20 protein-coding genes are annotated in these 20225 nt (G+C 65.4%); 7 read left to right on the plus strand and 13 right to left on the minus strand.

Translation table 11 applies throughout. The features are described from left to right. Nucleotides 1-18 precede the first annotated feature (18 nt). Both ABD866_RS05630 and ABD866_RS05635 read right to left on the minus strand, forming a co-directional pair. Nucleotides 19-438 (minus strand): hypothetical protein, encoded by a 420-nt coding sequence (locus ABD866_RS05630; protein ID WP_425549545.1) that lies wholly within the window; start codon nucleotides 436-438, stop codon nucleotides 19-21. Continuing rightward, on the minus strand, nucleotides 435-1382 hold the full coding sequence (locus ABD866_RS05635) for an asparaginase (protein ID WP_345062501.1): 948 nt from the start codon (nucleotides 1380-1382) through the stop codon (nucleotides 435-437). Before ABD866_RS05635 ends, ABD866_RS05630 begins: the two co-directional genes overlap by 4 nt. A 64-nt stretch (nucleotides 1383-1446) precedes the next feature. On the opposite strand from ABD866_RS05635, the gene lexA reads away from it, so the two are divergent. Together lexA and ABD866_RS05645 are read left to right on the plus strand one after the other, a co-directional pair. Then, nucleotides 1447-2121 (plus strand): transcriptional repressor LexA, encoded by a 675-nt coding sequence (gene lexA / locus ABD866_RS05640; protein ID WP_345062009.1) that lies wholly within the window; start codon nucleotides 1447-1449, stop codon nucleotides 2119-2121. A gap of 1160 nt (nucleotides 2122-3281) precedes the next feature. Further along, nucleotides 3282-4289, plus strand: a complete 1008-nt coding sequence (locus tag ABD866_RS05645; protein WP_345062011.1) for a D-2-hydroxyacid dehydrogenase family protein — start codon at nucleotides 3282-3284, stop codon at nucleotides 4287-4289. Nucleotides 4290-4894: 605 nt separating this feature from the next. Here the strand turns inward: ABD866_RS05645 and ABD866_RS05650 are convergent. The 4 genes from ABD866_RS05650 to ABD866_RS05665 form a co-directional block, all read right to left on the minus strand. Continuing rightward, entirely contained in the window at nucleotides 4895-6025 is a 1131-nt protein-coding gene (locus ABD866_RS05650; RefSeq protein ID WP_345062013.1) for a branched-chain amino acid ABC transporter substrate-binding protein, read from the minus strand. Nucleotides 6026-6155: 130 nt separating this feature from the next. Next, on the minus strand, nucleotides 6156-6362 hold the full coding sequence (locus tag ABD866_RS05655) for a hypothetical protein (RefSeq protein ID WP_345062014.1): 207 nt from the start codon (nucleotides 6360-6362) through the stop codon (nucleotides 6156-6158). A 317-nt stretch (nucleotides 6363-6679) separates the two neighbouring features. Further along, the gene (locus ABD866_RS05660; protein ID WP_345062016.1) at nucleotides 6680-7141 is read right to left on the minus strand and encodes a DNA polymerase III subunit chi; all 462 of its coding nucleotides are present in this window, start codon (nucleotides 7139-7141) and stop codon (nucleotides 6680-6682) included. A 3-nt stretch (nucleotides 7142-7144) separates the two neighbouring features. Continuing rightward, the gene (locus ABD866_RS05665) at nucleotides 7145-8674 is read right to left on the minus strand and encodes a leucyl aminopeptidase (protein WP_345062018.1); all 1530 of its coding nucleotides are present in this window, start codon (nucleotides 8672-8674) and stop codon (nucleotides 7145-7147) included. Between the two features lie 23 nt (nucleotides 8675-8697). On the opposite strand from ABD866_RS05665, the gene lptF reads away from it, so the two are divergent. From lptF to ABD866_RS05690, 5 genes are read left to right on the plus strand one after another with little or no spacing between them, the layout of a single operon-like run. Beyond that, a complete protein-coding gene (gene lptF, locus ABD866_RS05670) occupies nucleotides 8698-9792 on the plus strand; it encodes an LPS export ABC transporter permease LptF (RefSeq protein WP_345062020.1) in 1095 nt (364 codons plus the stop codon). Then, nucleotides 9789-10898, plus strand: a complete 1110-nt coding sequence (gene lptG / locus ABD866_RS05675) for an LPS export ABC transporter permease LptG (protein ID WP_345062022.1) — start codon at nucleotides 9789-9791, stop codon at nucleotides 10896-10898. Before lptF ends, lptG begins: the two co-directional genes overlap by 4 nt. 6 nt (nucleotides 10899-10904) lie before the next feature. Continuing rightward, the gene (locus ABD866_RS05680) at nucleotides 10905-11315 is read left to right on the plus strand and encodes a sirohydrochlorin chelatase (protein ID WP_345062024.1); all 411 of its coding nucleotides are present in this window, start codon (nucleotides 10905-10907) and stop codon (nucleotides 11313-11315) included. A gap of 39 nt (nucleotides 11316-11354) precedes the next feature. Continuing rightward, nucleotides 11355-12296 carry a CysB family HTH-type transcriptional regulator gene (locus ABD866_RS05685; protein ID WP_345062026.1) on the plus strand — a complete coding sequence of 314 codons (942 nt, stop codon included), beginning with the start codon at nucleotides 11355-11357 and terminating at the stop codon, nucleotides 12294-12296. 9 nt (nucleotides 12297-12305) lie between these two features. Beyond that, a complete protein-coding gene (locus ABD866_RS05690; protein WP_345062028.1) occupies nucleotides 12306-13487 on the plus strand; it encodes a pyridoxal phosphate-dependent aminotransferase in 1182 nt (393 codons plus the stop codon). Nucleotides 13488-13512: 25 nt separating this feature from the next. Here the strand turns inward: ABD866_RS05690 and rng are convergent, their stop codons facing one another. The 7 genes from rng to ABD866_RS05725 all read right to left on the minus strand — a co-directional run bounded on the left by rng (nucleotide 13513) and on the right by ABD866_RS05725 (nucleotide 20187). After that, entirely contained in the window at nucleotides 13513-15000 is a 1488-nt protein-coding gene (gene rng, locus ABD866_RS05695; protein WP_345062503.1) for a ribonuclease G, read from the minus strand. A gap of 50 nt (nucleotides 15001-15050) precedes the next feature. Next, nucleotides 15051-15677, minus strand: coding sequence for a Maf family protein (locus ABD866_RS05700; protein ID WP_345062030.1), 627 nt, complete (start codon nucleotides 15675-15677; stop codon nucleotides 15051-15053). Nucleotides 15678-15761: 84 nt separating this feature from the next. After that, entirely contained in the window at nucleotides 15762-16229 is a 468-nt protein-coding gene (rlmH, locus tag ABD866_RS05705; RefSeq protein WP_345062032.1) for a 23S rRNA (pseudouridine(1915)-N(3))-methyltransferase RlmH, read from the minus strand. A gap of 36 nt (nucleotides 16230-16265) precedes the next feature. After that, nucleotides 16266-17069 (minus strand): ribosome silencing factor, encoded by an 804-nt coding sequence (gene rsfS, locus ABD866_RS05710; RefSeq protein ID WP_345062034.1) that lies wholly within the window; start codon nucleotides 17067-17069, stop codon nucleotides 16266-16268. A 162-nt stretch (nucleotides 17070-17231) separates the two neighbouring features. Beyond that, nucleotides 17232-18188 (minus strand): oxygen-dependent coproporphyrinogen oxidase, encoded by a 957-nt coding sequence (gene hemF, locus ABD866_RS05715; protein WP_345062036.1) that lies wholly within the window; start codon nucleotides 18186-18188, stop codon nucleotides 17232-17234. Next, nucleotides 18185-19471 carry a phosphoribosylamine--glycine ligase gene (gene purD / locus ABD866_RS05720; RefSeq protein WP_345062038.1) on the minus strand — a complete coding sequence of 429 codons (1287 nt, stop codon included), beginning with the start codon at nucleotides 19469-19471 and terminating at the stop codon, nucleotides 18185-18187. Before purD ends, hemF begins: the two co-directional genes overlap by 4 nt. Then, nucleotides 19468-20187 (minus strand): YebC/PmpR family DNA-binding transcriptional regulator, encoded by a 720-nt coding sequence (locus ABD866_RS05725; protein ID WP_345062040.1) that lies wholly within the window; start codon nucleotides 20185-20187, stop codon nucleotides 19468-19470. Before ABD866_RS05725 ends, purD begins: the two co-directional genes overlap by 4 nt. Nucleotides 20188-20225: the final 38 nt, after the last annotated feature.

Consider the following 20225-nt stretch of genomic DNA (forward strand, 5'->3'; position numbering starts at 1 on the left):
AAAGGGTTTCGCAGTCGGTCAGTAGGCGATCCATCGACCCAGCACCAATACGCTGAGCCACAACAGGGCCGACAGCACGAGCTGGATTCTGGCCCAGACATCCAGGCGCTGCAACGAAGCCCGCGCGTGGAATGCGGCCGCATTCATGCCCGCAAGCAACAGCAGGCCCATCTTCCAGACAAAGCGGTCGTTGCTCAGAAGCTCCTGGGCCTGCAAGGCAAACATCACCAGCCCCGACGCGGCTGCCAGGACAAAACCTGTGAGAGCGAGCGCGATGCACAGCCGTGCCAACGCTGGCACGGCCAGACTGGATGCGCCTCCCCACAGACGCACTTCCAGGGTCAGCAGATTGCCCAGTAGCAAGGCGATGCCCAGGATGTGCACAACCTCCAGCGTGGGGTACAGCCACGCATGGGTGAGCCACGATTGCAGCATCATGCCTTCAAGAGGCTCAGTGCAAGGCTGATACGCGCCTTCACGGGCGACAGCCCCGCAAACCGAACGAAGCGCGGGTCACCCGCGCCCACCAAGCGCCCCGCACGGCAGCGGCTTGCCACAGCGACCGGCACCCCCCGCGCCGCGGCCTGCAGCAGTCGCTCCTCCAGCCGGACGTGCAAGGTGCCATTGCCAGTACACGCAACCACCAGCCCTTGTACACCGGCATCCACCAGCAGATCCACCACCCGGCCATCGCTAGCAGCAGCGCTCGTCAGCAGTTCCACCCAGGGCCAGGCGCCGGCAGACTCACGCGGCCCCGCGCCGGGCTGCAGCGGAGCACCGGCCTCTGCGCGAGCCCAGCGCACAGACCCTTCTTCCACCCAGCCACAGGGGCCGCCTTCTTCGGATGCAAAAGCCTGGACACGGTACGGATGCACCTTGCTCACTGCCTGCGCGGTGTGGATCTCTCCACTGGCCACAAGCAGGACACCCCGACTGCCTGCATCGGCAGCCACCGCGATTGCATCGAGCAGGTTCTGCGGCCCGTCAGGTGTCAGGGCCGTCGCGGGGCGCATTGCACAGGTCAATACCACGGGCTTGCCCACAGGCAGCACGCTGTGCAGGAACCACGCGGTCTCCTCGGCCGTATCGGTGCCGTGGGTGATCACGACCCCCCGCACCGCCGGATCGGTCAAGGCCCGACGGCACCGCGCGGCAAGGGTGCGCCAGATGTCAGCATCCATGTCCTTGCTATCGACCTGCGCGACCTGCTCGCTCTCGGTTGTTATGTCAGTCAGCCCCGCATGTGCCAGCAACGGCCGCAGAAGATCGTGCACAGACACCTGCGCGGCTGTATAGCCCACGTTATCCGCTGCCTCTGCCGCGCGACCGGCAATGGTCCCCCCTGTCCCCAGCACCAGGATCTTGTCCCCCACCACTTGCAGACTCCTCAAAACTGAACAAAAATACAGGTACTGTGATTATTGACAGTATGTCACCCAGTACACCATGACGGACCACCCCAAACTGACCGCACGGCAGCAACAGATCCTGGATCTGATCCGCACCGCCATCGCGACCACAGGCGCCCCACCCACCCGGGCCGAAATCGCCGCCGAACTAGGCTTCAAGTCGGCCAACGCCGCAGAAGAGCACCTGCAGGCGCTGGCCCGCAAGGGAGTCATCGAACTCGTGAGCGGCACGTCCCGGGGTATCCGCCTGCGCAGCGGCGCACCCACACGACGAGTCGCAGACCAAGCCGAGCGCAACTCGGGCACGCTCCCGGGGTTTCAACAGCTGCTGTTGCCGCTCATCGGCCGCGTGGCTGCCGGGTCGCCCATTCTCGCGCAAGAGCACGTTGATCAAACCTACGCGCTGCAACAGGGTTTGTTCTCGCAGACGCCGGACTACCTGCTCAAGGTGCGCGGCATGTCCATGCGCGACGCCGGCATCATGGACGGCGATCTGCTAGCCGTGCAAGCGACCAAAGAGGTGCGCAACGGTCAGATCGTGGTGGCACGTCTGGGGGACGAAGTCACGGTCAAGCGCCTCAAACGCACAGGCGGCTCGGTCGAACTGCTGCCCGAGAACCCCGACTATCCAGTCATCGTCGTACAGCCTGGCGAGCCCTTTGAAATCGAAGGGCTCGCGGTCGGGCTGATCCGCAACCACATGCTTTCCTGATTTATCCGACACACCGGAGGTGGCGGGCGTCAGCGTCCACAGAGATGCGGCCCTCCGGATGCGGTCGTTCCTTGGAATCCTGCCGGCGCCTTGTCTGGAGCATTCACATGGCATTCGCCCGCATCGTGCAGTCTTGGTTTCAAGCGTGGATCCGCAACCGTTCTTCGCCAGTTGGGCAAGAGCCCTTCCGCCAGCCGGACGCAGACACAACGGGGTCGCAGCCCAATCTGCGTTGCTCCTTGGCGGATTTGCCCCCGCCGCGGCGCTGGGCGCCCTCACTTATGGCCGACCTCGGCAGAACCCCTGAATATCCGGCGTCGGCACACCGCATGCGCCTGGACGAGCCAGCGCGGACAATCGGCGTTCCCCTCACGGTGGTGCCACACACCCCCGACAGTCGCCCAGCGACGCGCGCCCCGGCCATCGCCAGCGACCGTCAGGCTGCCAACGATCCCTGCGTCCGGGGAACTCATCCCATCAAGATTCGCTACGCCCGGGGCCACCGAGGGGGCGCCCGGCTGGCGATTTCGGGGCGGCTGGCCGACGTATGTGCGGAATTGGACCGGCTGGCCCAACTGGAGCAACGAGGCGAGATCGTCGAAAGCGCAGCCTGAACGTGATCCACTCACTCGGCGCCGTTGGTAGATGCAGTGTCAGGCGATCGCCTTCCAACGATACGCACCTCACACACCGTTCGCGACACACCGGGCAGGTCCACGCAGGACACTGCAGCCTGCGCTGGTGACGGCGGCGAGCCCCGTAATTACCTCCCGCTTGCCGTCATGCCCGGCCGCATGCTAGCTGGCCCAAGGCCCGCTGCTGCGGGCGTTTTCTCTCAAGGAGGCAGAAGTGCACTCCCCGTCGGGGCAAAGATCGGCAACCAAGACAGCTTGCTATTGATTGAATAGCTGCTCGTGCTTGACTCCGCTCACTCCAGGCCACTTTTCGACCTCATGCTGTGCACTGCATCTTGCGCCATTGGCGGCTCGGCTGATCTTGAACGGACGCGCGACGCGGACGCTTAGTAGGCCAGAAGGTCTCATGGATCGCTATCGCGCGTCGCGACAGAGGTTCCGAACTTCGTGCGATCCGTTTCAGCGTGCGAACGACTACCCCCTACCGGCCTCAGGCCCAGCAGCGAGCAAGGCACAATGACGCCCATGAATATCGTGATCCTGGACGACTACCAAGATGCCGTCCGCAAGCTCCAGTGCGCCTCGCGCCTGGATGCCTACAGCGCCAAGGTGTATACGAATACCGTCAAGGGCCTGGGCCAGTTGTCCGTACGGCTCCGGGACGCCGACATCATCGTGCTGATACGCGAGCGCACGCAGATCACCCGGCAACTGGTCGAAAAACTCCCCCGACTCAAGCTCATCGCCCAGACAGGGCGCATCGGCCCGCATGTGGACGTGGCGGCCTGCACCGAGCGCGGCATTGCCGTCGCCGAAGGGGTGGGCTCCCCGGTGGCTCCCGCCGAACTGACCTGGGCCTTGGTCATGGCAGCCATGCGCAGGCTGCCACAGTACATCTCCAACCTCAAGCATGGCGCATGGCAGCAATCGGGCCTGAAGGCCGCGTCCATGCCCCCCAACTTCGGTATTGGCAGCGTGCTGCGCGGCAAGACGCTCGGCATCTGGGGGTACGGGCGGATCGGCCAGCTGGTGGCGGGTTACGGCCGCGCCTTCGGGATGAATGTGCGCGTCTGGGGCCGAGAAGCCTCCCGCGTCCAGGCCCTGACCGACGGCTATCAGGTTGCCACGAGCCGCGAGGACTTCTTTGCCCAGTGCGACGTCATTTCCCTGCACCTGCGGCTCAACGAAGAGACCCGCGGCATGATCACGCTCGAAGATCTATCGTGCATGAAGCCGACCGCTTTGCTGGTGAACACCTCGCGCGCAGAGCTCATCGAATCGGATGCGCTGATCGCCGCGCTCAACCGGGGGCGGCCCGGCATGGCCGCCGTGGACGTGTTTGAAAGCGAGCCCATTTTGCAAGGCCACGCCCTGCTGCGGCTCGAGAACTGCATTTGCACGCCGCACATCGGATATGTCGAGCAGGACAGCTACGAGCTGTACTTTGGCGCAGCGTTTGACAACGTGGTGAACTTCATCCGCGGCACGCCTACCAACATTGTCAACCCCGGCGCGCTCCAGGTCCGCCGCTGAACTGCGCTGGCGCACCATAGCTTTTCGTGCGCCGCCAAGGCCCGCGGAACCCCCCGCAGTGCAGATACGGGCAGCATGGCATTAGCGACCGGCAGCAGACAGGGGGCCTGCGCACGGAGGAAGGGATGGAGCTGCCCTGCCAGCACAGACCCAACCTGCTGTACGGCTGCAGCGCTTACCACGCGCAAGCACCCTGGCGGCCTGGTGGTTTTGTTAGGCCATCGACCATCCACCAACACGGGCTAGCGCCGCACTCGGCGAGCTGAGTGGGATACGGACCAGCACCTCTCAAGGCACCATAGCGCGCGGCGGGATGACCACCAGGCCGCCCACGAAATCTGCGGCCCCATTTCGCCTGCGGGCCCCCTGGCGGCTCCAGCATCAAACCTCAAATCGCGGGCCTCGGCCCAGATACGGGTAGCCGACGCACGCATTCGCATGGCTCCATCAGGGCACGGGGGCACGCGGCCGGTATGTGCACCGCTGTTCTATGCCTTCGCCATGGCTCCAGGCACGCGCGATCTCCATAACAAAAAAGCCCCGCACAAGGCGGGGCTCCTGATCCACTCACCGGCCCCAGACAGTGGGGCCGTGGGTGACAAAGATCAGTTCAGGGGCGACTTCTTGCCGTCCTTATAGACGTACAGCGTGATCGCGGGGTTCTTCAGTTCGCCGTTGGGCTCGAACTGGATCGTGGAGGTCACGCCCTTGAAGTTGCTCTTGGCCAGCTCGGGGATGTACACCTTGGGATCCACCGAGTTGGCGCGCTTCATGGCGTCCACCAGCAGGAAGGTGGCGTCGTAGGTGTAGGGGCTGTACACCTGGAACTGGCCGGGGTACTTGGCGTCGTACTTGGCCTTCCAGGCCTTGCCGCCAGGCATCTTGTCGAGCGAGGCACCGCCTTCGGCGCAGACCACGTTGTTCAGGGTCTTGGCACCAGCGGCGAGCTTGGCGATTTCAGACGTGCAGATGCCGTCGCCGCCGAAGAACTTCACGTTACCCATGCCCAGTTGTTCCATCTGGCGCAGCATCGGGCCGGCTTGGGGGTCCATGCCGCCGTAGAAGATGGCATCGGGATTCTTGGCCTTGATGGCGGTCAGGATCGCCATGAAGTCGGTGGCCTTGTCGGTCGTGAACTGCTCGTCCACCACCTTGATGCCCTTGGCGGCAGCGGTCTTCTTGAACACGTCTGCCACGCCCTGGCCGTATGCGGTGCGGTCGTCCACGATGGCCACGGTCTTCAGCTTGAGCGTGTCGGCTGCGTACACGGCCAGACCCGAACCCAGCGCATTGTCGTTGGCGATGATGCGGAAGGTGGTCTTGTAGCCCGGGCGGGTCAGGTTGGGGTTGGTTGCAGCACCGGTGACGTGCGGAATGCCGCAGTCGTTGTAAACCTTCGAAGCGGGAATCGTCGTACCGGAGTTCAGGTGGCCCACCACGCCAGCCACCTTGGCATCGCACAGCTTCTGTGCTGCGGCGGTGCCCTGCTTGGGATCGGCTGCGTCGTCTTCAGCCACCAGCTCGAACTTGATCTTCTTGCCGCCGATGGTCACGCCCTGGGCGTTGAGCTCTTCGATGGCCATGCGAGCGCCATTTTCGTTGTCCTTGCCGTAGTGGGCTTGGGCGCCAGAAACCGGTGCCACGTGGCCGATCTTGACCACCTGCTCTTGTGCAGAGGCCACACCAGCAGCAGCTGCGATAGCAGCAACCACGGTCAGTTTCAACTTCAATTGCATATCAATCTCCAGTAAAGATAAACGCTGAGATTCGTCTGGTGTCTCAACGCAGGCGAACATATCGCAATTTATGGGCCAGATCATTAGGGAACACGATGACATGGGCCGGAAACCACAGGGGATAACCCTGTCATCGCCCCGACCCTTTTGGGGGCATCGGCAGCGGCCGTGCCAGCTCCTCGGCGACCGCCTCATTCACCACCCGCTGCACGACCGTTGCCAACTCCTCGCGAAGCCGTGGCAACAGCTGCCGCGTCTGCTCCCGCACCACGTCAGCGACCACCCGCTCCAGCCTGGGCCCCAGCCGCACATCGATGCGCTGAAGCACTTGGTGCACGAGATGCTCCTCCAGCAAAGCGGCGCTCGGTAGAGCGGGTGTGGCGGCCGGCGTTACCGTCGGCCGCCCACTCGGCGGCAGCGCCGAGGCCTGCATCACGGGAGCAGCGGGGGCCTGCCCCTGCAGAGCGGCGGGTACCGCAGCCACATGGGCAGGGCCAGCACCCGCTGGCGGCGCGGCAGAGGAGGAATCGGCACGATGGCCGGGGCGCGCGCTTGCGGTGCCAGCCTGCACCGCCAACGGGACCGCATGCGGCACATGCACCACTTCGGTGAGCGTGGGCACAAAGCGTGGGGGCTGCCGCGGCGGAGGGGTGTTCATGACTGCGGATCCTCCTGCACGTCATGGCGATTGATGGTCCATCCGCGGTCGCGATAGGCACGCCAGCGCATCCGGGCATGCTCGCGGTCGGCCGCGTCAGAAGCACTTACCAGTTCGATCAACCGGCCCCAAGCGTCACAGCCCTCCGGAACCCGATCACCCAGATGCAGCACGGCATCGAACGCTGCATCGGCAGGCGCACGCTCCGCCAGCAGCACAGGGGCAAAACGCGCCGTGGCTGCGTTGTCTGCACACCAAGCATGCGCCACAAAATCCACCGCTGAAAACGACCAGAGCAGGCCATCCAGGCGCTGCAGCTCTGCGGCAGGCCCCACGATCAGCAGCCGCGCGTCCGAGCGCACCGCCTTGCGAGAGAGCCGGCAGGCGTAAAGCGCCTTGTCCGGCACATTGAAATGGAACTTGACCTCTGGCACGGCAAGCGTTGCGGTAGCAGGCAAGGGTTAGGCGCCGGGCGTGTGCGCCGCAGACGTCCTGGACGCCCGGGTCTTGCGCGCCGCGCGCGGCTTTTCAGCCGCGCCTTGTGCAGGCGGTGGGCTCGCATGGCGCAGCAGATACTCCAGCAGCAAGGGAACCGGCCGTCCGCTCGCCCCTTTTTGCGCCCCGCCCCGCCATGCGGTGCCCGCAATGTCGAGATGCGCCCAAGGCCAGTCCTTGACGAAGCGCTGCAAGAACTTGGCTGCCGTCACCGACCCCGCAGCACGGCCCGCCACATTGCCCATGTCTGCAAACGGGCTCTTCAAGCCTTCGGCATAGTCGTCGTCGAGCGGCATCCGCCAGCACGGATCCAGCGCCGCGTCGCCCGCAGCCTGCAGCGAGGCGGCCAACCCGTCGTTGTTGCTGAACAAGCCGCTGCGCACGCCTCCCAGCGCGATGACGCAGGCACCGGTCAGGGTTGCAATGTCCACCACCGCAGCCGGTTTGAAACGGTCCGCGTAGGCCAGCGCGTCGCACAGGATCAAGCGCCCCTCTGCATCGGTGTTCAGCACTTCGATGGTCAGTCCGCTCATGCTGGTCACCACATCACCCGGCTTCAGTGCTCGACCATCCGGCATGTTCTCGCAGGCCGGGATGAGTCCGACCACGTTGATGGCAGGCTGCAGCACCGCCAGTGCCTGAAACACCCCCAGCACGCTGGCCGCACCGCACATGTCGAACTTCATCTCGTCCATCTCGGGCGCAGGCTTGATAGAGATGCCCCCCGTGTCGAACGTGATGCCCTTGCCCACCAGCACCACCGGCGCCTGCTGCTTGGCCGCACCCTCGTAGCGCAGCTCGATGAAGCGCGGGGCCTCTTCCGAGCCGCGCGCCACGGCCAGAAAAGCCCCCATGCCAAGCTTGCGAATCGCAGGCTCCTCCAAGACGCGGCACTGCACATTGCGGTGCTTGGCCAGTGCGCGGGCCGCGGTGGCCAGCATGGACGGTGTGGCATGGTTGGCGGGACGGTTGCCCCATTCACGCGCCAGTTCCACGCCGGCCACCAGCGCCTGTGCACGCAGCACGGCAGCGCGCATGTCTGCCGTATCGGCGACAGCGACGCGCACTTTCTGCAACTGCCGCGCTTCTGCTTTGGACTTGGTCAGGGTGTAGGCGTACGTGGCCTCTGCGACGCCCTGCAAGGCCGTGGCCACAGCCTCCGGAGTCGGAGCCTGGGCCCATGCCAGCACCACACGGGCCGTTTTCGGGGCGCGCAGGGCCGCAGATGCTGCGTTCAGGGCCTGCCGAACCGACCGTGCCGAGGCATCGCCAGCACCCAGCAAAAGCACGCGACGCGCGCTCAGGCCCGGCACCTGGTACAGCGCCAGCGACTTGCCGGCCTGCGTGGCAAAGTCCCCGGCCTTGAGGGCTTGCGCTGTCAGAGCCGAAAGCGCATCAGACCCCGGGGCGAAACCATCGCCCACCAGATACAGCAACAGATCGCTCTTGTCGGCAGCCAGTCCCGCGGCGCCCAACGGCTTGAGTTCGAAGTTCATAATCACCCTTTTGCTTCCGACCGATGTTATTCGATTCATCCCTGCGCAAGGAGCTGGCACGCAGCTTCGGAGCCACCCTGGTCGTGCTCGTCACAGTGGTCATGACCATGATGCTGATCCGCACGCTGGGCCAGGCATCCCGGGGCAACGTGAACCCATCGGATGTCATGCTGGTGATGGGCTACACCGTGCTCGGGCAACTGCCGGTGATCCTCAGCCTGAGTCTGTTTGTGGCCTGTGTCGGCTGCCTGTCCCGGATGTACCGTGAAAGCGAAATGGTGATCTGGTTCGCTTCGGGTCGCGGGCTGGCCAGCATGCTGCGCCCGCTCCTGCGCTTTGCCTGGCCGGTCATGCTGATCGTGGCGGTGCTTTCATTGCTGGTCTGGCCTTGGGCCAATGAACAGATCCAAGAGCTCAGAACCCGCTACGAGCAACGTGGCGACATCGACCGGATCGCGCCAGGCGAATTTCAAGAGTCTGCGAACGGGTCCCGCGTGTTTTTCATTGAGCGGGACGGCTCGGTGGAAACCGGTGCCACCAACGTGTTCATCGCCTCTTCGCAGGGCAGCCAGGAAACCGTGACGTCGGCCCGCTCTGCCCGGGTGGAAGTGCGCGACGGACAGCGCTGGGCGGTTCTTAGCCAGGGGCAACGGCTGGAGAGTGATCGCACCAAACCTGGGGCGTCCGTGAGCGAGTTTGAAGAGTACACCACCCGCATCGGGGCAGCGCCCGCTGCATCTACCGATGCGCAGTCGGTCAAGACTGTGCCGACCCTCGATTTGCTGAAATCGCCGGTGCCAGCCTTTCAGGCGGAGCTGGGTTGGCGCGTGGGCCTTGCGCTCGCGTCGCTCAACTTCGTGCTGCTCGGGCTGGCGCTGACCAGTGCGAACCCCCGGGTGGCACGCAGCACCAGCATGGTGTTCGCGCTGCTGGCCTTCGTCGTGTACTACAACCTGATGACGCTTGGACAAAGCTGGATTGGAGCAGGACGGCTCTCGATGCCGTTGTTCACGCTCGGACTGCATGGCGGCGTGTTCGTGCTGGCCCTGACGCTGCTGACCCTGCGGCATCTGCAGTGGACCCCTGCTGCGCTCCTGCCCCGGAGAAAAGCGGCATGAAAACCCTGCGAAAGCTGATCCACCGCCAGGCCCTGGCCGCCGTGGCGTATGTCACGCTCGGTTTCCTTGCACTGTTTTTCTTTTTCGATCTGGTCGATGAGTTGCGATGGATCGGCCGGGCCGGCGCCGATGGCTACCAGATGGGACACGCGCTCGCGTTCGTGGCGCTGAGCATGCCCAGCCATCTCTACGAGCTGCTGCCCATCACCGTGTTGATTGGCACGATCTTTGTCACGGCCCGGCTCGCGCAGAGCTCCGAGTTCACCATCATGCGCACGAGCGGACTGGGGCCCTGGAAGGCCCTGCGCACGCTGCTGACGCTGGGAGGCATGTTCGTGCTGATCACGTTTGCCGTAGGCGACTACATCGCGCCGTACGCAGACCGGGCCGCCCAGCTCATCAAGGCACAGCACCTGGGACGGCTGACCTCGGGCGCCACCGGGGCCTGGCTGAAAGAACGGCAGAACGGACACTCGTTCGCCGTGAACGTGCGCGCACTGTCGCCAGACGGAGCTTTGCAGGATGTGCGCATTTTCGAGTTTGACAGTGAGGGGCGTCTCACGGCCAAAACCCAGGCGCTGCGCGGAACGGTGTCGAGCGGCGATGCGGGCTGGCTGCTCGAAAACGTGCAACGCAGCCGCTTCGAGCGCAATGAGGCCGATGCCACCAAGGTGCTGCATGAGAGCTTGCCCCAATGGACCTGGCCGACCGGCTTGAGCCTGGACATGGTGGCGGCATCACTGCTCAAGCCTGATCGGATGGCTACCATCGACCTGTTCCAGTACATCCGGCATCTGGAGGCCAACGGCCAATCGGCCCAGCGCTACGAGATCGAGTTCTGGCGCAAGGTGTTTTACCCCTTGAGTTGCCTGGTGATGGTGGTCCTGGCCCTGCCGTTTGCCTACCTGCATTTCCGCTCGGGCGGCATTGCGGGCTACGTGTTCGGCGGGGTCATGGCCGGCATCAGCTTCTTCCTGCTGAACAACGTGTTCGGCTATGCCGGCAATCTCCAGAACTGGTCGCCCATGTGGACGGCCGCCGCTCCGGGCCTCATCTACACCCTACTGTCGCTGGCTGCCTTTGGCTGGCTGGTCTTGCGGCGCTGAACCACCATGACACCCTCCGCAGTCCCTTCACATGCCATCGTGCTGTTCTCGCACGGCTCACGCGACCCTTTGTGGAGCGCTCCGCTGCGCGCCGTGGAAGAGCAGATCCGCCGCGACCGGCCGGAACAGGCGGTGTGCAGTGCGTACCTGGAACTGTGTCTTCCCGATCTTCCCACTGCCGTGCGCCAGATGTTGGACCATGGCCACCAGCACATCGTGATCGTGCCCATGTTCCTGGGCATCGGAAAGCATGCGCGCGAAGATCTCCCGCTGCTGGTCGAGCAATTGCGCGCGGAGCATCCACAGGCGGTGTTCCACCTGCAACCCGCTATTGGAGAGGACCTGCGCATGACCCGCTTGATGGCCGATATCGCATGCTCGCCCCCAACCGGTCGACCTGAAACACCCGCGCTTTAGACGATTGAGGCATAATGAGATCGATCTTTATATCGATACATGAACCTCCATCAGTTTCGCTTCGTTCAAGAAGCCGCCCGCCGCAATCTCAACCTCACGGAAGCCGCCAAGGCGTTGCACACCTCACAACCCGGGGTGTCCAAAGCCATCATCGAGCTTGAAGAGGAACTGGGCGTGGACATCTTCGCGCGGCACGGCAAGCGCCTCAAGCGCATCACCGAGCCTGGGCAGCATGTGCTGCGCAGCATCGAAGTGATCATGCGGGAGGTGGGCAATCTCAAGCGCATCGGAGAACAGTTCAGCGCCCAGGACACCGGCACGCTCAGCATTGCCACCACGCACACCCAGGCGCGGTACGTGCTGCCGGTGCCGGTGGCACGTCTGCGCGAGGCCTATCCCAAGGTCAACATCAGCCTGCACCAGGCCACGCCAGACCAGGTGGCACGCATGGTGATCGACGAGACCGCAGAGATCGGCATGGCCACCGAATCGCTGGCCGATTACCCGGAACTCGTCACACTCCCGTGCTACGAGTGGCAGCACGTCCTGGTGCTGCCGCCGGGCCATCCCCTGGCAAGCAAGGAACGCATCGGTCTGGAGGACATTGCCCACGAGCCCCTGATCACCTACCACCCATCGTTCACCGGACGCGGCAAGATCGACCACGCCTTTGCCAACCGCAAGCTGCAGCCGCGGATCGCATTGGAGGCCATTGACTCCGACGTGATCAAGACCTACGTGCGCTTGGGCCTGGGCATCGGCATCGTGGCAGAGATGGCGGTGCGGGACGACCCGGTGGGCGATCTGATTGTGCGGCCGGTGGGCCACCTGTTTGGCCAGAGCGTTGCGCGTGTGGCCTTCAAGCGGGGGGCCTATCTGCGCAACTTCGTCTATCGCTTTGCAGAACTGCTGAGCGACCGCCTGAGCCGTGACCTGATCACCCGCGCGATGAGTGGCCACGTCAACGACTACGAATTCTGACCCCACGCCATGACCCAGACTCCCCCCGCTGCACCGAAGGCCCTCACCCCCGCGCTGCACAGCAAGCTGCCGCAGGTGGGCACCACCATTTTTTCCGTGATGTCTGCGCTCGCCCAGGAACATGGGGCGGTGAACCTCGGGCAAGGCTTTCCCGACTTCGCTTGCGACCCCGCCCTGGTGAACGCCGTGACCCAGGCCATGCAGGCCGGACACAACCAATACCCGCCGATGCCCGGGATCCCGGCATTGCGTGAGGCGGTGGCGCGCAAGATCGAGGTGCTGCACGGACATGCGTACGACCCGGCCCAGGAAATCACCATCACGGCAGGGGCCACGCAGGCGATTCTGACCGCCGTGCTGGCGGTGGTGCGCCCCGGCGACGAAGTGATCGTGCTCGACCCGTGCTACGACAGCTACGCGCCCAATATCGTGCTCGCAGGCGGCACCGTGGTGCGCGTACCGCTGGTGCCCGGCAGCTTCCGTCCGGACTTCGACGCGATCGCCCGGGCCATCGGACCGCGTACCCGCCTGCTGATGGTGAACACGCCCCACAACCCGAGCGGAACGGTCTGGTCTGCAGAGGACATGCAGACCCTGGAGGAACTGCTGGCCCCCACCGAGGTGCTGCTGCTCAGCGATGAGGTCTACGAGCACATGGTGTTCGATGGTGCCGACCACCAGAGCGTGGCCCGCTTTCCCGGGTTGGCTGCGCGGTCCTTCGTCGTATCGAGCTTTGGCAAGACCTTCCATGTCACCGGCTGGAAAGTGGGCACGGTCGCCGCGCCAGCGCCGCTGATGGCGGAGTTTCGCAAGGTGCATCAGTTCAACGTGTTCACCGTCAACACGCCGATGCAGCACGGCCTGGCCGCGTATTTGCAAAACCCGCAGCCCTACCTGCAACTGCCCGCCTTTTACCAGGCCAAGCGAGACCTGTTCCGCCAGGGGCTGTCCACCACGCGTTTGCGGCTGCTGCCAAGCACCGGGACGTACTTCCAGTGTGTGGACATCTCCGCGGTGACCGATCGCACGGAAGCGGACTTCTGCATGTGGCTCACCCGCGAAGTCGGCGTGGCGGCCATTCCGCTGTCAGCCTTCTACGGCGATGGATTTGACCAGGGCATCGTGCGCTTCTGTTTTGCCAAGCAGGACGCAACGCTGCACGAAGCCATCCGCCGGCTGCAGCGGCTCTGATGCGACCCAAGAGGCCGCAGCGGGGCTAGAGCAGCACGATGTCGTACTGCTCCTGCCCCATGACGCTCTCGGCCTGCAGCGAGATCGGTTTGCCGATGAAGTCGGACAAACCGGCCAGATGCTGGCTCTCCTCGTCGAGGAACAGTTCCACCACGCGGGGTGAGGCAATCACGCGGAACTCGCGCGGATTGAACTGGCGCGCTTCGCGCAGGATTTCGCGCAGGATGTCGTAGCACACGCTGCGTGCCGTCTTGACCTGACCGGACCCCTGGCACTGGCTGCAGGGCTCGCACAGCATGTGGGCCAGCGACTCGCGCGTGCGCTTGCGGGTCATCTCCACCAGCCCAAGCTGGGAGAATCCCCCGGCCATGGTCTTCACCCGGTCGCGGGCCAACTGCTTGCGAAACTCCGACAGCACAGCGTGCTGGTGGTCCTCGCGGGCCATGTCGATGAAGTCCACGATGATGATGCCGCCCAGGTTGCGCAGCCGCAGTTGCCGCGCAATGGCCTGCGCGGCCTCCAGGTTGGTCTTGAAGATCGTGTCGTCAAAGTTGCGCGCACCGACATAGCCGCCGGTGTTGACGTCGATCGTGGTCAGGGCCTCGGTCTGGTCCACGATGAGATAGCCGCCCGATTTGAGGTCCACCCGGCGACCCAAGGCGCGCGCAATCTCCTCGTCGATGCCGTACAGGTCAAATATCGGCCGCTCGCCTTTGTAATGCTGCAGGCGGCCCACGGCGGCGGGCATGTACTCCTGCCCAAACGTTCGCAGGCGCTGAAACTGTTCCATCGAATCGAGCCGGATGGTCTGCGTTTGCTCGCTCACCAAGTCACGCAGCACGCGCTGCAGCAAATCCAGGTCCTGGTGCAGCAGCGAGCCCGGCGGCTGCCGCGTGGCCGCCTCGCGGATCCGCGCCCAGGTCTTGCGCAGGTAGGCGATGTCCTCAGCCAGTTCGGCGTCGCTCGCGTCCTCGCCATTGGTGCGCAGGATGAAGCCCCCTCCACCGCCAGTGGACTTGTCGCCCACCAGGGCTTGCAGGCGCGCCCGCAAGGCATCGCGCTCGGCCACTGGAATCTTCTGCGACACGCCCACATGGTCGTCCTGGGGCAGAAACACCAGCAGGCGGCCCGCGATGCTGATCTGGGTGGACAGCCGTGCGCCCTTGGTGCCGATCGGGTCCTTGATGACCTGCACCATCAGCGCCTGCCCCTCGAACACCTGCTTTTCGATCGGCACGAGCGCTTCGGTCTTGCGCACCACGGCGGGATGCTCGCCGCCCTCGTGCCGCTGCCACACGTCGGCCACATGCAAAAACGCGGCGCGTTCAAGGCCGATGTCGATGAAGGCCGACTGCATGCCGGGCAGCACGCGCGAGACCTTGCCCAGATAGATGTTCCCCACCAGCCCCCGCTCCAGCGTGCGCTCGATGTGCATCTCCTGCACGGCCCCGTTTTCCACCACGGCGACCCGTGTTTCCTGGGGAGACCAATTGATCAGGATGTCTTGCTGCAAGGTGGGCATGGGTGGTGGCGAATCAGAGCATTGGGGCACATCGACGCCCGTCAGGCGGCAGGCTGCGGCCGCACACCGGCGTCGCGCAGCAGGCCCAGGGTTTCGTACAGCGGCAAGCCCATGATGCCAGAGTAGCTGCCCTCAATGTGGGGGATGAACGCAGCCGCCCGCCCCTGAATGCCATACGCACCGGCCTTGCCCATGGGCTCGCCCGAGCGCACGTAGTCCTCGATGTCGGCCGCCGACAGCGGGGCAAAACGCACGCGCGATACGGACAGCGCCGTCAGCGCTTGGTCGCCCGTCCAGACCGCCACCGCGGTGAGCACCTGGTGGCTGCGTCCCGACAGGGCTGCGAGCATATCCCGGGCCTCGGCGGCATCGGCCGGCTTGCCCAGAATCCGGCGGCCCAGGGCCACGGTGGTGTCCGAGCACAGGATGGGCGCGGGCGGCAGCGCGCGGCGCTGCCAGCGCTGCACGGCGGCTTGCAACTTCAGGGCGGTCACGCGCTGCACGTAGCGGCGCGGCAGTTCCTGTGGCAGTGGCGCTTCCAGCGCTTCGGCATCCTCCGCCTCCGGGCCCTCGGCCTGGGGCAGCAGCAACTCATGGCGCACACCCAGCTGCTCCAGCAATTGCCGCCGCCGCGGGCTTTGCGATGCGAGATAAACGAATTCAGCCATGGAACACCAGCAATGAAATTCAGGGTTCGTGCTTATCAATCAAGCACGATCAGCTATCAAAAAAATAGCAAAGAGGCTCTGCCGCTACTCACGGTGGTAGGGATGACCAGCGTTCACCGACCACGCACGGTACAGCTGCTCAATCAGCAGCACGCGCACCATGGCGTGCGGCAGGGTCAGGTCCGACAGGCGAATGCGCTCGTGTGCCGCCTGGCGCAGGCCCGGGTCGAGCCCGTCCGGCCCCCCGATGAGCAGCACCACGTCATCGCCCTCGAGTTGCCAGCCGCGCAGCCGGTCGGCCAGGGCGCGCGTGGTCAGGCCCGTGCCGCGCTCATCCAGCGCCACCACCCGTGCGCCCCGGGGAATGGCTGCCTCAATGCGCTCGCGCTCCGCGGCCATCACGGCCTCGGTGGTCTTGGAAGCCCGAGGCTCGGTCTTGACGGCCTTGAGCTCTACCTTCAATTCGGGTGGGAAGCGTTTGGCGTAGTCGTCGTACGCCACCTGGGCCCAGTCGGGCACGCGCTGCCCAACGGCAATGATGATCAGCCGCATGGCCGCACCTCAGGCGTGCGCGGGGCACAAGCCGGGTCAGTCCTTGGAAGCCGTCTTGCGTGCGGGCGCCTTGCGGGCCGGAGCCTTGCGCGCCGCGGTGCCTGCAGCCGCCTTGCCGGCGGTTTTGGCCGTGGTCTTGCGGGTCTCGGGTTTCACCACCACGGTCTTGACGGCGGTCTTTTTGGCAGTTGCCTTGGCAGACGTTTTGGCGGGTGCCTTGCGCGCAGCGGTGCCGCTGGCCTTGCCGGCCGCAGGGGCCTTGGCAGCCGCGCGCTTGGCCGCTGGCTTGGCGGTGGACGAGGCTGCAGGGGCTTCTGCCGAGCGCGCCGACTTGGCTGCGCGCTTGGCAGGGGCCTTGGCCGGTGCCGCGTCAGCGCTGGCGGCGCTGCTGCGCTTGCGGGCGGGTTTGACGGCGGGCTCTGCAGACTCGGCGGCGGCCTTGCTGCGTGCGGCCTTGGCCGCTGCCGTCTTCAAGCGCACAGGCGTTTCACCCCAGAGCTCTTCGAGCCGGTAGTACTGGCGGATGGCGGGCTGCATGATGTGCGCCACCGCTGCGCCGCAGTCCACGATGATCCACTCGCCGTTGTCCTCGCCCTCGATGCGGGGCTTGGGAAAGCCCGCCTCGCGCACGGCGTCGCGCACGCTGGCGGCCAGGGCCTTGGTTTGGCGGTTCGAAGTGCCCGAGGCGACGATCACGCGCTCGAACAGGGGGGACAGTGCCTCCGTGTTGAACACCTGAATGTCCTGCGCCTTGACGTCTTCGAGACCGTCCACGATGGCACGTTGGAGCTTGGTGACGTCTTTTTTGGCAGCGGCAGGCGATTGGATAGGGGTGTTCATCAGAGCAGTGAGGGGAAAGGAATGGGGCCAATATAGCGCCCGGGGCGCCGGGCGGCCAGTAGGGCCGCACCGTGGGTGTTGCTGGCCTGCGCCACGGCTCGGCAGCAAGGCGTGCTGCGCGCGAGCCGCGGGATTATACGGAGGCCGGCCTGCAGGCGTGGGTCAGGCCGGATCGGCGAGCCAGTCCTTGCGCACCAGAAACTCGCGCAGCAGCGCGGCCTCGGGCGAATCGGGCGGGTCCTGGCGCTGGTACGACCACGACACCATCGGCGGCATCGACAGCAGGATCGATTCCGTGCGCCCGCCCGACTGCAGGCCGAAGTGCGTGCCACGGTCCCAGACCAGATTGAACTCGACGTAGCGCCCGCGGCGGTAGAGCTGGAACGCACGCTCGCGCTCGCCCCAGGCCATGCCCTGGCGGCGCTCGACGATGGGCAGATACGCTGCGAGGAAGGCATCGCCCACGGCGCGCGTCATCGCAAAGCTCTGCTCAACGCCCAACTCCGAGAAGTCGTCGTAGAACACGCCGCCCACGCCGCGCTGCTCCTGCCGGTGCTTGAGAAAGAAATACTCGTCGCACCAAGCCTTGAAGCGCGGGTACTTGTCGTCGCCAAACGGCGCCAGCGCATCGCGGCAGGTCTGGTGGAAGTGGCGGGCATCGTCGGCAAAGCCGTAATACGGCGTGAGATCCATGCCGCCGCCGAACCAGCAGGTGGGCATCTGCCCCGCATGGCCGGCCGCGATCATGCGCACGTTCATGTGTACCGTGGGCACGTAGGGATTGCGCGGGTGGAACACCAGCGACACGCCCATGGCCTCGAACGGCGCTCCGGCCAACTCGGGCCGGTGCTGCGTGGCCGAGGGCGGCAGTTGCGGCCCGCGCACATGGCTGAAACCACAGCCTGCACGCTCGAAGATGCGGCCGTTTTCCAGGATCTTGGTCAGGCCGTCGCCCTGCAGCGGCTCGCCCGGCGCCTTGTGCCAGGCGTCGGCCACAAAGCGTGCGCCGCCCTCGCCTTCCAGATCTTCGAGCGCGCCGGTGATCCGCGCCTGCAGCCCCGTGAGGTAGGCGCGCACGGCGGCCACGGGGCCGGTGCTGTCGAGCAGCTGCGCGCTCACGAACGGTCCTTGATCGCCCGGTGGCCGATGTCGCGGCGGTACTGGGCTCCGTCGAACTGGATACCCCGCGCCACATCGTAGGCCCGCTGTTGCGCCTGGCGCACGCTGTCGGCCAGCACCGTCACGCACAGCACGCGCCCACCGCTGGTGCGCAGCGTCTCACCGTCGAGCACCGTGCCCGCGTGGAACACCATGGCGTCTTCCGCCTCCGCGGGCAGGCCGGTGATGGCGTCGCCCTTGCGCGGCGACTCGGGGTAGCCGTGCGCGGCCATCACCACGCCCAAGGCGGTGCGGCGGTCCCACTGCAGCTCGACCTGGTCCAGACGGCCCTCGACCGCAGCAAGCATGACGTCCAGCAGGTCGCTCTTGAGGCGCATGAAGATCGGCTGCGTCTCGGGGTCGCCCATGCGGCAGTTGAACTCCAGTGTGCGCGGCTGGCCCTTGGCGTCGATCATCAGGCCCGCATACAGAAAGCCGGTGTACGGGATGCCGTCTTTTTCCATGCCACGCACCGTGGGCAGGATGATTTCGCGCATGGCGCGCGCATGCACGTCGGCCGTCACCACGGGCGCAGGCGAATACGCCCCCATGCCGCCCGTGTTGGGGCCAGTGTCACCGTCCTGCAGGCGCTTGTGGTCCTGGCTGGTGGCCAGGGCCAGCACGTTCTTGCCATCACACAGCACGATGAAGCTGGCTTCCTCGCCTTCGAGGAACTGCTCGATCACCACGCGCGCGCCGCCGTCGTTGTGTGCCACACCGTATTTGTTGTCCACCAGCATGAAGTCCACAGCGTCGTGGGCTTCCTGGGCCGTGGTGGCCACCACCACGCCCTTGCCTGCAGCCAGGCCGTCGGCCTTGACCACGATGGGCGCGCCCATGCGGTCGATGTAGGCGTGCGCGGCGGCCGGGTCCGAGAACGTTTCGTACTCAGCCGTCGGAATCTGGTGGCGCTGCATGAAGGCCTTGGAGAAGGCCTTGGAGCTTTCAAGCTGCGCGGCGGCTTGGGTGGGGCCAAAAATCTTGAGCCCGTGCGCGCGGAATTCGTCCACCACGCCCGCGGCCAGCGGGGCCTCGGGGCCTACCACCGTCAGCGCGATCTTCTCGGCCTGCGCCCATTCGCGCAGCGCCCGCACGTCGGTGATGGCGATGTTCTCCAGCCGCCCCGACAGCGCCGTGCCACCATTGCCCGGTGCCACATACACGCGCGAGACGCGCGGCGACTGGCTGAGCTTCCATGCCATTGCGTGTTCACGGCCGCCGCCTCCAATCACAAGGACTTTCATAGCGCGGCGTTGTGGTAAACCTCTTGCACATCGTCCAGGTCTTCGAGCACGTCCAGCAGCTTCTGCATGCGGACAGCGTCGTCACCGACGATTTCAATGGTGTTCTCGGCGCGCATGGTCACTTCGGCAATTTCGGGCACAAGGCCCGCCGCCACCAGCGCGTTCTTCACGGCTTCGAATTCGCCCGGGGCGGTAATGACTTCGATGGCACCGTCGTCGTCGGTCACCACGTCTTCTGCCCCGGCTTCCAGGGCCACTTCCATGACCTTGTCTTCGCTCGTGCCAGGGGCAAACACCAGCTGGCCACAGTGCTTGAACTGGAAGGCCACCGAGCCTTCGGTGCCCATGTTGCCGCCGTACTTGTTGAAGGCATGGCGCACCTCGGCCACGGTGCGCACGCGGTTGTCCGTCATGGTGTCCACGATGATGGCGGCGCCGCCGATGCCGTAGCCCTCGTAGCGGATTTCCTCGTAGTTCACGCCTTCGAGGTTGCCTGTGGCCTTGTCGATGTTGCGCTTGATGTTGTCGGCCGGCATGTTGGCCGCCTTGGCCTTGTCGATGGCCAGGCGCAGGCGCGGATTGGCAGCCGGATCGCCGCCGCCGCTGCGGGCCGCGACCATGATTTCTCGAATGATGCGCGTCCAGACCTTGCCGCGCTTTTCATCCTGGCGCCCCTTGCGGTGCTGGATGTTCGCCCATTTGCTGTGTCCTGCCACAGGGAATCCTTCGCTATTGATTTAATCTACTGGCCGCG

The sequence above is a fragment of the Acidovorax lacteus genome, assembly GCF_039540375.1.
Taxonomy (GTDB): Bacteria; Pseudomonadota; Gammaproteobacteria; order Burkholderiales; family Burkholderiaceae_C; genus Acidovorax_G; species Acidovorax_G lacteus.

Excerpts from the sequence above, each read along its gene's own strand:
- ABD866_RS05680 (WP_345062024.1), top strand. The coding sequence starts at position 10,905 with ATGACACCCTCCGCAGTCCCTTCACATGCCATCGTGCTGTTCTCGCAC.
- rsfS (WP_345062034.1), bottom strand. The coding sequence starts at position 17,069 with ATGAACACCCCTATCCAATCGCCTGCCGCTGCCAAAAAAGACGTCACC.
- ABD866_RS05690 (WP_345062028.1), top strand. The coding sequence starts at position 12,306 with ATGACCCAGACTCCCCCCGCTGCACCGAAGGCCCTCACCCCCGCGCTG.
- ABD866_RS05650 (WP_345062013.1), bottom strand. The coding sequence starts at position 6,025 with ATGCAATTGAAGTTGAAACTGACCGTGGTTGCTGCTATCGCAGCTGCT.
- lptG (WP_345062022.1), top strand. The coding sequence starts at position 9,789 with ATGAAAACCCTGCGAAAGCTGATCCACCGCCAGGCCCTGGCCGCCGTG.
- ABD866_RS05685 (WP_345062026.1), top strand. The coding sequence starts at position 11,355 with ATGAACCTCCATCAGTTTCGCTTCGTTCAAGAAGCCGCCCGCCGCAAT.
- rlmH (WP_345062032.1), bottom strand. The coding sequence starts at position 16,229 with ATGCGGCTGATCATCATTGCCGTTGGGCAGCGCGTGCCCGACTGGGCC.
- lptF (WP_345062020.1), top strand. The coding sequence starts at position 8,698 with ATGTTATTCGATTCATCCCTGCGCAAGGAGCTGGCACGCAGCTTCGGA.
- lexA (WP_345062009.1), top strand. The coding sequence starts at position 1,447 with ATGACGGACCACCCCAAACTGACCGCACGGCAGCAACAGATCCTGGAT.
- ABD866_RS05700 (WP_345062030.1), bottom strand. The coding sequence starts at position 15,677 with ATGGCTGAATTCGTTTATCTCGCATCGCAAAGCCCGCGGCGGCGGCAA.
- ABD866_RS05665 (WP_345062018.1), bottom strand. The coding sequence starts at position 8,674 with ATGAACTTCGAACTCAAGCCGTTGGGCGCCGCGGGACTGGCTGCCGAC.
- ABD866_RS05630 (WP_425549545.1), bottom strand. The coding sequence starts at position 438 with ATGATGCTGCAATCGTGGCTCACCCATGCGTGGCTGTACCCCACGCTG.
- purD (WP_345062038.1), bottom strand. The coding sequence starts at position 19,471 with ATGAAAGTCCTTGTGATTGGAGGCGGCGGCCGTGAACACGCAATGGCA.
- ABD866_RS05645 (WP_345062011.1), top strand. The coding sequence starts at position 3,282 with ATGAATATCGTGATCCTGGACGACTACCAAGATGCCGTCCGCAAGCTC.